Raw genomic sequence first — 11571 nt, forward strand, 5'->3', positions numbered from 1 at the left:
GCAACCCGCGCATCCTGATCTTCGACGAAGCCACCAGTGCGCTGGACTATGAGTCCGAGCGCATCATCCAGCAGAACATGCAGGCCATCTGCAAAGGCCGTACGGTGATCATCATCGCGCACCGCCTTTCTGCCGTACGCGACGCCAACCGCATCCTAGTAATGGATCGCGGCCAGATCGTCGAGCAGGGTAGCCATACCGAACTGCTGACTCATCAAGCTGGCCACTACTCGCGTCTACACCGCCTACAACACGGCGGTGCCGCATGAGCGCCAAACGCGATCTGATCAACCGCTACCGTCAGGCCTGGCGACACTCCTGGCAAAACCGCAAAGCCATGGATGCACCAGCGCGGTTAAACCACGAGGTGCAATTCTTGCCGGCTGCTTTGGCCTTGCAGGAACAACCGGTGCATCCAGCGCCACGCTATACCCAATGGATCATCATGACCTTTGCCGCCCTGACCCTGCTGTGGGCCTGCGTGGGCGAAATCGATGTGGTGGCCACCGCCAGTGGCAAGGTCGTTCCGAGCGGTAAGAGTAAAATCATCCAGCCCAGTGAAGTGGCGGTGGTCAAAGCCATTCACGTGTACGACGGGCAACAGGTCAAAGTCGGTGACCTACTGATTGAGCTAGACACCAGCATGACCGGTGCCGATATCGAGCGTCTGAACAGCGACCTGCTTGCCGCCCAAGTCGACAGCGCTCGTGCAACTGCCATGCTGGAGGCGATTCAAACCAACGAGCCCCCTACCAGCCTGGCGCAACTGATTCCCCATGCGAGTGCCGAGCAGCAATTAGCGGCGCAACGTTGGCTGCAAGGGCAGTACTTGGAGCTGCAAAGCACTCTGGAGCAAAGCGCGGCCGCTATCGAACAGCGCAGTGCCGAAATGCAGGCTGCGCAGAGCACGGTGGCCTCACTGCAACAAAGCTTGCCGATCACACGCGAACTGGCAGCCGACTACAAGCGTCTGCTTGAGCGGCAGTTTGTCGCCAAACACGCCTATCTGGAAAAGGAGCAGGTCCGCCTCAATCAGGAGCGCGAATTGAGTATCCAGCAATCGCGTGTTCGCGAACTCAGTGCGGCGAAAAAGGCAGCGCAGAGCCAGCAAAACAGTGTGATCGCACAGACCCGTCGGGCCATGCTTGATCTGCAACATGAATCCGAGCAACGCGCTGCTGCACTGACTCAGGAACTGAAAAAGGCCCAGCAGCGCGACAGTTTGATGCGCCTGACTGCGCCGGTAGATGGCACCGTGCAGCAACTGGCCATTCACACCAACGGTGGGGTGGTCACTGAAGCCCAGCCGCTGATGGTCATCGTCCCCAGTGATCAGCCGGTGGAAGTGGAAGCCATGCTGGAAAACAAAGACATTGGCTTTGTGAGGCCAGGGCAAACCGTCGAGATCAAAGTTGAGACATTCAACTTCACCAAGTACGGCGTAATTGATGGCGTGGTGCAAAGCATCTCCAATGATGCCATTGAAGATGAACGCTTGGGGCTGGTGTACAGCGCGCGGATACAGTTGAAGAAGAACACGATTCAAGTGGGTGAGAGCCTGATTGCGTTGTCACCGGGCATGGCAGTAAAGGCAGAAGTGAAGACGGATAAGCGGAAGGTGATTGATTACTTTCTCAGCCCACTGCAACAGCACACTGCTGAAAGTTTAAGTGAACGATAGGGGGCTGAGTGTTAAGGTTTATTTATATGAATATAGTTAGCTAGATAATACACAAGGACACCTGGTGATAACTTGTTGTTTTGCTATTAAGATAAATAGGCTGCTCTTGCTGTTTTATTTGGCGGCCTCTGGGTAGCCGAATTTCGAGCAGGTGCTGGATTTTTTGGAAATGACTTCAGCTTATAACTTACCTTCTATTTGTCTAAGTTATCTGCTTGTGAGGGGGATAATAAGTATGTGTGCTGTTTTTTTCAGAAAACCATTAATAAAGGTGGTGCTTATGGCTGTTACAGTTTCGGTGGGGGCTTCTGCAATTGCTGGTGACTTCATTGGCTCACTGCGTGAGCTCTCTGGAGTTGCGGGTGAGGAAAGAAGAGTTCCATACGAATTCTTGAGTAAATATTTTATGCTGGGCAATTCAGTACAGCATGCTGACGAATTCTTCAGGGGCAATGAGCTTAAGGTTAATAAGATTGATAAGAGTTTGTGCGATGCAAGTAGTGAGTATGCTCTGCACTCATCTGTACTTATGCACAAAAGCGTGACCGGCAGTCGCAGTGCGGATATTTATGTATGCATATCTCAGGGAGTGGTGGTCGGTTTCTTTGGTTACTTTAAAAACATCGGATTATAAATGGAGGTGACGTCACATGGAAAAAATAGAAGTTCGCTACACCTACCTTGGAGAGGTGGCTGGCAGCTCTTACTATCATAAATATATTGTCTACACTGATTCGAATGGTAAGCAGTGGGGCGCCCGCGGCGGGCCAAGTGAAAGCCCTACAGGCGGAGCAGAGGCGTCTACTAAGGCGGAGCGTGACGGTATTATTCCCGGAGCCGATAGTGGATCTCCGTACGGAGATATCAATACTGAACATGGCGAATATGTTCCTGGTACCGAATCAGAGCCAGGGTTTTCAGATTATGATCATGAAGGTGATGATCCATCTGAAGTGATTGCAGAGGGTGATGATCTTTCAAAAGAGTGGGGAGATATTAAAGACGCTATTACTCAGGTACAAGCGGAGGGGCACCCTTATCGTCCGCTATCAAGCAACTCAAACAGCACTGTTGATGAGGCATTAAAGCGTTCTAATTTGCCAGAACCCACCATGGATGGGTATGGTGACAATTGGTCGCCTGGATCTGGTAATGATTTAGATAGGGGGTACATTGATACTGGAACCTCATGCATGGAGGATACATTATCCAACCGTCTGTATCAATTAGCGCAAGATTTCATTCAGAGGTATGATCCACTTGCTTTAGATATAGATGGAGATGGTGTAGAGACTGTTTCATCGGATGCAGGTGTAACTTTCGACTTTGATGGTGATGGTTTAAAAACTGGCACCGGCTGGGTGAAGGGTGATGATGGGCTATTAGTCCTCGATCGTAACGGAAATAGTGTAATCGATAGCGGTACTGAGCTCTTCGGGGTAGATACTATTAAGTCTAACGGCCAAAAGGCCAAAGATGGTTTCGATGCCCTGCGTGATCTAGACAGCAATGTCGATGGTGTGTTCGACGCGCAAGATGCCGAATTTGCCAATGTGCGTATTTGGCAGGATCTTAATCAGGATGGTGTATCGCAAGCGCACGAGCTCAAAAGTCTGACCGAACATAATATTGTTGCTGTCAATCTAGATTCAACCAAAACTAACCAAGGCTCCAACGGCAATTTGATCAGCGCTGTAGGTACCTTTGTACGTGGAGATGGTAGCGAGAGTTTGGTTAATGGCAACTTAAGTCAAGCCGCCAACCTAGATCTAGCGTCTAATCCGTTTTATCGCCAGTTTACTGATCGTATTGCGTTGGACTCTGTCGCAAAAGGTCTCCCGGGTATGCAAGGTTCGGGGGCCGTACGTGATTTACGCGAAGCCAGCATGCTCAACCCTGAACTTAAGGGAGCGCTTGCTCAATATGCTTCGGCGCAGACTCGCCAGGAGCAGCTGGGGTTATTGGATCGTGTTCTTGCCGAGTGGGCTGAAAGCTCCGGCTATCGAACCTTCGATCAGCGTGTTTCGGCGTTGAGCAGTGATTCGGTACGCTTTGTTTTTTCCTATTCGTGGGAAAAACCGCAAGGCATTGATTTGGCCACAGGTTCGACTGGGGGCAGCGGTAGTGGATCGGGCTCGATTCCTGTTGGCGAGGGGCAGAACACTGGCCCCACGGCAGCTCAGCTTGAGCAGAAGGCGTTGCTTGAAAAAATCAAGATTCTTGAAGTATTCAACAGTCAGAACTTCTTCAACTTCAGTGCCACTGAGCGAACAGATTCCAGCGGTAAGAAAACTATTGATGCGCTGATTGGATCAGGCTCGATGCGTGGTGGTAGTGGTAGTTTCGGCGGCGGTATCGTCATGGGGACGACCACCCACTATATAACCGAAGCTCACCTTGGGGTGAACACGACTCAGGCTCAGTTCCTGAATAACGCTTACGAGGCTCTGCGCGAGTCGGTGTACCAAGGGCTTTTGTTGCAGACACGATTGCAGCCTTATGTGGCTGAAATTGATTTGAGTTTGTCTGCAGATGGCATAACGCTGGATTACAGCGGTGTTACCCAGTTGCTCGAACAGACCCACCAAAGTAACGCGATCAAGGCCAGTGTCGATCTGTTTGAATTGATCAAGGCGGTCAAAGGCCCTCTGGATCAATGGTCTGCGACCTTGGGCACCTGGGTGTCGCAACTTGATGCCGCTCAGCAGCAAGCTTTTAAACAACAACTGGGTGGCGCGAGCATTATTGTCTCGGGCGGTGTTGCTGCGGATTCTCTCTCTGCAGGTAGCGGTTCTGACTTTGTCTTTGGCAAAGATGGCAACGATACCCTCCAGGGCAATCAGGGTAATGACTACCTCGATGGCGGTGTGGGGAATGACTACCTGTACGGTGGTGACGGCGCAGATATCCTGTTTGGAGGTGGGGAGGATGATCAGCTGTATGGCGGTGCCGGCAAAGACATCCTTAGCGGTGGCACGGGTAATGATCACCTAGATGGTGGTGAGGGATCAGACACCTACCTGTTTGGCATTGGCTCAGGCAACGACACGATTGGCAGTTACGACCGATCGGTTGGACGCTTTGATATCGTTCTATTGAGCGAAGGGTTGGGCAAGGAAGATGTTCAGCTTTCTCGCCAGGGCAACGACCTTGTGATCAAGTTGAAGAGCCATAGCGATACACTGCGGGTTAGTCACTTTTTCAACCAAGATGCTGCTGGCGGTTATCAGATCGATCAGATCCAGTTTGCTGGTGGGCAGTCCTGGTCATTGGAAGAGATCAAACACATCGTTATGCAGCCTGCCGAAGGGTTGACTCAGTTGCACGGCTATGAATCTGCCGATGTGATTCAGGGCTCTGATATTGGTGAGTTCATCAACGGCTATGGCGGCAATGACACGCTTGCTGGCGGCGGTGGCGATGACCGTCTCGACGGTGGTGCGGGTAACGATGTTCTGGATGGCGGTACTGGTAACGATCATCTGTCTGGTGGCGCGGGTGCCGATACCTATCTGTTCGGGCCAGGTTCCGGGCACGATGTAGTGAATAACTACGACACCTCTGCAGGGCGGCTTGACCGCATTCTGCTCGCGACGGGTTTGACGCCTCAGGATGTAACGTTGCGTCGTTCGGGCGGTGATTTGGTATTGCGCCTCAACAATGGCCAAGATTCGATACGTGTACAGACGTTCTTCCATCAGGATGGGGCGGGTGGATATCAGATCGACCGTATTGATTTTGCCGATGGCACGCAATGGGGCGTGGCCACCATCAAGCAGATGGTGTTGCAAGCCACGGACGGGGCCGACCAGTTGACTGGCTATGCCATGGGGGATGTGATCGACGGTGGCATCGGTGATGACAGAATCGACGGTCTAGAAGGAGACGATACCCTCGTCGGTGGAATAGGCGATGATTGGCTGAGCGGTGGAGCCGGTAACGATGTTCTTATGGGCGGTAGCGGTAATGACCACGTATATGGTGGTGTCGGTTCTGATACTTATCTATTCGGGCGCGGTGATGGCCATGATCGTATTTCCAACTACGATCTCACGGTTGGTCGTATGGACGTCATTCAGTTGGCCGAAGGTATCGCTCAGTCTGATATTCGTCTGACTCAGAGCTCTAATGGCAACTTGATACTGACCATTCGTGACACGGGTGATACGGTTTCTGTTGACAGTTTTTTTGCAAATGATGCGACAACTGGATACACAATCGATCGTATTTCATTCGCTGATGGCAGCTTCTGGGATCTTGAGCAAATCAAGCAGCAAGTCCTGCAGCCCACAGATGGGGCGGACACCTTATACGGCTATGCGACGAATGATCTGATCAATGGTGGTGCCGGCAACGACACCCTGATTGGTAATCAGGGTAACGATCATTTGTCTGGCGGCGAGGGCAATGATCGCCTGGAGGGTGGTGAGGGCAATGACACTCTGGATGGCGGTGCGGGTAATGACTACCTGACCGGTGGGGAAGGTTCGGATACCTACGTCTTTGGTCGCGGTTACGGGCAGGATGTGGTCAATAACTTTGATCGTTCTCCTGGCTCCGAGGACGTTATCCAACTTGCCGCTGACGTTTTACCTGCCGATGTTCGCCTGACTCGTCTGCAGAACAAGCTCATCCTGAGCATTCAAGGTAGTGAAGACACACTGACTGTTGAGCACTTTTTTGAAAGTGACGCTACGGACGGTTATCAGGTTGATCGAGTTGTTTTCGCCGATGGGACTTCCTGGAATGTCGAGACGATCAAACAGCTTGTACAAGTCGGTACTGATGGGGTTGATAACCTCTATGGCTATGCCACAGACGACGTGCTTCAGGGGCTGGCAGGTAATGACCTGATCCACGGCAATGCTGGGGATGATCACTTATCTGGTGGTGACGGCAACGACACTCTGTATGGCGACGATGGGAAAGATACATTGCTGGGAGGCAGTGGCGAGGATTTCCTGTCTGGTGGCCGTGGTGAAAACTTGCTGGATGGCGGTGCTGGTAATGATCGCTATTGGGGGGGGGAGACTGACACGTACGTCTTGCGCCAGGGTAGTGATCACGACCGGGTGAGTAGCTTGCCGGCTGAAGCTACCATCCAGATTGAAGGTTACAACCTTGAGCAACTGTTGCTGCGCCGTAGTGGTGACAATCTAATCGTCTCGTTCCTAGATAACAGTCAGGATACGTTGAAGATCGAAGGTTTCTTTGACGGCAGCACTCCTCGCCGTGGGCTGACTCTGAAGGACGCGCTAGGTAATCTGGAAGTGCTTAGTCCTCAAGAACTCAATGCCCGATCGCTGGTTGGCTCGACAGACGACGACCATATTCAGGCGAACGATCTGGATAACACCATCTCGGCTGGCGATGGTGCTGACCACATAGAGGGCTTCGCTGGCGATGACCTGCTTGATGGTGGCACTGGTGATGATTTGCTTCAGGGTGGCCTGGGCAATGACACCTTGATTGGCGGCGCCGGCAATGATCAATTACAAGGCGGTCAGGATGATGATCTTTACCAATTCGCTGCTGGTAGCGGTATTGATCTGATTCAGGACGAAAGCGGTAACGACAGCCTGCAATTCACTGATGCAGTTCCTGCAGATGTCGTTTTGCGCCGTGATGAGTTTGACTTGGTAATTACCCGCACTGTCACCGGTGACCAGATCCGGATCAAGGATCAGTTCTCCTATCAGGCAGGCTCACACGGCAAAACCCCGATCGAGGCAATGCTCTTCGCCGATGGTACGTCTTGGGATATTGATCAGATCAAGCAAATGGCGTTGGCAGGTACTGATACCGCAGATGAGATTTTTGGCCACCCCGACGACGACCTTATTCACGCTGGTGGGGGGGACGACATCGTTCATGGTCAGGAAGGCAATGATGAGATTCACACCGGCGAGGGTAATGACACCCTAAACGGTGGTGATGGTGACGACACGCTTCACGGCGATGCTGGCAATGACCTGCTCAACGGCGAATGGGGTGATGACCATCTTCACGGTGGGGAAGGTAACGACACTCTAAACGGTGGCGGGGGTAACGATCATCTCTATGGTGATACAGGTGATGATCATCTCTACGGTGGTGGGTTACTCGACGGCGGCGCGGGTAATGATTATCTGGAAGGTAGCGGCCTGCTGGTCGGTGGTGAAGGTAACGACACCTTAAAAGGCCAAGGCTTCGACACCCTGCAGGGCGCCGCTGGCGACGATCTGATCGAGGCATACAGCAATGCCTGGAATCAGGGCACTAATACCATCGAGGGTGGTACTGGTAACGACACCATCTACGGCTCGTTCGGTGAAGATACCTATGTCTTCAACTTGGGCGATGGCAAGGACCTACTGATCGAACGTCGTGCAAACGAAGCCTTCAGTAACGTTGAGCCGACTGCCGATACCCTGAGCTTCGGTGAAGGTATTGCCGCCAGCGATTTGAGCTTCCACCGTCGTGGTCTGGACATGATTATCGAGCATGCCAACGGCACTGACTCGATCACTGTGCAGAACTGGTTCAAGGAGCCTAATGATCACTTCAAGCTTGAGCACTTCGTGTTCGCCGATGGCAGCGAGTTGAGCCAAGCCGAAGTCGAAGGGCAAGTGATCTGGCACGGTACCGATGTTGCTGACAGCTTTATCGGTTACCGCGACCTCAACGACAGCATGCGTCTTGGCGCAGGCGACGATAAGGCCTGGGGCCGCGCCGGTGATGACGTGATCCACGGCGAGGGTGGTAACGACTACCTGGACGGTGAGGCTGGTGACGACACTGTCTATGGTGGTGCTGGAAACGACCAGTTGATGGGCGGTGTTGGCAGTGACCAGCTATTCGGCGGCACTGGCGACGACAAGTACGTCTACAAGTTGGGCGATGGTGTCGACACCATCGACAATACTGGTGGCGGCAATGACGGCGTGTTCTTCAGCGGTGGTATCGATGAAGAGCGTCTGACGTTTACCCGCGATGGTGATGACTTGTTGATCCTGGTAGATGGCGATGCAGAGCAGTCTGTGCGCGTATTGGGGCACTTTCTGGGCGGCGACAAGGCCATCAGCTATGTTCAGCCCGATGGCGGCTTCCTGATCAACGCTACACGTATTGCCCAGATCGTTGCAGCCGGCAACGTGCCTGGCGGCTTCGACACCCTCGTAGAAGGTACTGCTGCAGGCGAGCAACTGGCCGGCGGCCAAGAGCGTGATCTGGTGCGTGGTCTCGCGGGTAACGACACTCTGTTTGGTATGGGCGGCAACGACCAGATTGAAGGTGGTGACGGCAATGATTACCTGTCCGGTGGCAACGGTTCGCAGAGCGGTTCGGGTGATGACATCCTGATCGGCGGCATTGGCAACGACGTGCTCGATGGTGAGGATGGCGATGACCAACTAACCGGCGGCGCAGGTGATGATAAGTACTACTACCGCGCCAACGGTGGTGTCGATGTAATCGATAACACGGGTGGTGGCTTTGACGGTGCGTTCTTCATCGGGATCGCACGTGCTCGGTTGAGCTTCCACCGCGAGGGAGACGATCTGCTGATTCTGGTGGATGGTGATCTTGAGCAGCAGGTAAAAGTAACCGATCACTTCCTGGGCGGTGATTTCGCCATTGATTATGTTCAGCCTGATGGTGGTAGCTATATCACTACCGCTCAGATTGCCGGCCTGCTGACTGCGCTGCCTGATGGCGGCACCGGTGAGCCGGGCGATGGCGGCAATCCTGGTGATGGTGAAGAACCGGGTGACGGCGGTACCAATCCAGGCGGTGGCGACCAGCCTCCAGTTGCAGGTGTTGGCGGTGATGATGTTCTCACCGGAACCGCAGCCAATGAGGTGCTGATTGGTGGTGCCGGTAAGGACACCCTCAATGGCGGCGCAGGTAATGATCGGTTGCTGGGTGGCGTTGGTGATGACACCTATGTCTATACAGCCGGCCAGGATGTGCTTGAAGAACTGGGCGGCATCGACACTCTGCGCTTCGCCAATGGCATTACCTTCAATCAGGTAGCCTCGGGCTTGGGCAAGTCGGGTAACGACCTCGTCCTCAAGGTGAATGGCAGCACGGCCAACCAAGTGACCCTGAAAGACTTCTTCCTGGGTGGCGACAACCTGGTTGAAACCATCAGCTTCGAAACGGGCGGGCAGTTGACTGCATCGCAGATCTTTGGGGCATTTGGGCTGCCTGTACCAACAGCACCTGCTGCAGCGTTTGACAGTGTTGTGCAGGGCACCAGTGGTAACGATGCCGCACTGAATGGCACTGCTCAGCGTGACTTGCTGCAAGGCTTCAATGGCAATGATCAGCTTTCTGGCGCAGCCGGTAATGATCGCCTCGAGGGTGGCAACGGCAACGATACGCTCAACGGTGGTGCTGGTAATGACACCCTGATTGGCGGCCGTGGCGACGACACCTATGTGTTCGCTGCAGGTGGCGGTCAGGACGTTATCGATAACATCGGTGGCGGTTTCGACACGCTGCGCTTTGACGGCATCGCCTTCAATCAAGTTTCCAGTGGCCTGATGAAGAGCGGTAACGATCTGGTGCTCAAAGTTAGCGGTGGCAGCGATCAGGTCACCCTGAAGAACTGGTTCTTGGGCGGTGACCACGTCGTTGATGTGATCAGCTTTGCTTCCGGTGACCAACTGACATCTGCTCAGTTGTTCGGTGCGTTCGGTCTTGCAAATCCGGATGCAGCGGGTTCGCCTAACTACCAGGGTGTGCCAGATGAGCGTTCCTTTGGAACCATTTTGGCGGGGCAGGCCGGTGACCAGAACATCATTGGTTCGTCCGATGCTGATCTGATTGACGGTGGTGCGGGTAACGACAAGCTGCGCGGCGGCAAGGGTAATGACTACCTGCTCGGTGGCGACGGTAGTGATACCTACTACTTCGCTGCGGGTGATGGTCAGGACAGCATCAACAACTTGTCCAATACTCCGGCTGACAACGATATCCTGAGCATCGAAGGTATCACCCGTGACAACCTCTGGTTGTCGCGCCAAGGTGACAGCCTGGTGATTGACGTCCGGGGCTCGGAAGACAGCGTTACGGTGCAGGATTGGTATGCAAACTCAGCCCAGCGCCTGGATGCCGTCCAGGCAGGCGGCTCGACTTTGTACGCCAATCAGGTCGACAACCTCGTCAGTGCCATGGCCGCCTTCGGCGCGCCAGCTGGCGGGGAAATCAACTTGAGTCAGGTGCAACGTGATCAGCTCAATGCGGTCATCGCAGCAAACTGGCAGTAGTACAACGCGCTAACAAACAGCCCGCCTTAATGGCGGGCTGTTTGTTTGTGGTGCATTAGTAGCGCATTAATAGTTTAAGGAGTGCGTTCAGTTGTAGGTGGCTAGCGCTAAACAGATTCTGTGCACGCTTTTAGGCGAGTGGGATCTATTCAAGGGGTAGGTCGACTTCTGGCAGTCACGGTTGTCTGTGGATTCATACCGACTATGGCGACGATGCAGCGACAGTGCATTGCATGGGCTTCAGTCAACGGCTGTATGCTGATCCGAGTAACCGGAAGCTCAGCGCTTTTTGGCCGGTCAGTGTGGCTGAAAAATCGCGGCCTGGATTGAAGCTTGTATGACAGAGTGATGTGGGCGAATGTGTAGCCTCCACTATCGCTATGGGGGTTGTTGTTTCTGTTGCTGGCTCTGGGGTGTGGAGTAGCTGCAGCTCTTGAATTCGCGGCTTTTGAAACAAAAGCATAACAATCGATTGACCTTCGTTCGGCAGTCCCTATAATGCGCAGCTCTTCAGGCGTATGTGGCTCCTTAAACTTCTTATAAAACAAGAAGTTAGATTTAAATAAGGGGTTGCAAAGCAGCGAAAGCTGCGTAGAATGCGCCTCCTCTTCAGGTGGTAGTGTTTGAATCTGGAGAGTT

3 protein-coding genes and 1 pseudogene are annotated in these 11571 nt (G+C 53.4%); all 4 read left to right on the forward strand.

The annotated features are described in order from the left end of the window. Positions 1 to 269, forward strand: a pseudogene (locus ACIN8IBEIGE_RS20670) (type I secretion system permease/ATPase); the annotation flags it as partial. Continuing rightward, a complete protein-coding gene (locus ACIN8IBEIGE_RS20675; RefSeq protein ID WP_160016443.1) occupies positions 266 to 1681 on the forward strand; it encodes an HlyD family type I secretion periplasmic adaptor subunit in 1416 nt (471 codons plus the stop codon). The pseudogene ACIN8IBEIGE_RS20670 and the gene ACIN8IBEIGE_RS20675, both read left to right, overlap by 4 nt. Before the next feature lie 280 nt (positions 1682 to 1961). Next, a complete protein-coding gene (locus tag ACIN8IBEIGE_RS20680) occupies positions 1962 to 2315 on the forward strand; it encodes a hypothetical protein (protein WP_160016444.1) in 354 nt (117 codons plus the stop codon). Between the two features lie 16 nt (positions 2316 to 2331). Next, on the forward strand, positions 2332 to 10932 hold the full coding sequence (locus ACIN8IBEIGE_RS21035; protein ID WP_160016445.1) for a calcium-binding protein: 8601 nt from the start codon (positions 2332 to 2334) through the stop codon (positions 10930 to 10932). Positions 10933 to 11571 lie beyond the last annotated feature (639 nt).

Source organism: Pseudomonas sp. 8BK (genome assembly GCF_902506475.1).
GTDB classification, from domain to species: domain Bacteria; phylum Pseudomonadota; class Gammaproteobacteria; order Pseudomonadales; family Pseudomonadaceae; genus Aquipseudomonas; species Aquipseudomonas anguilliseptica.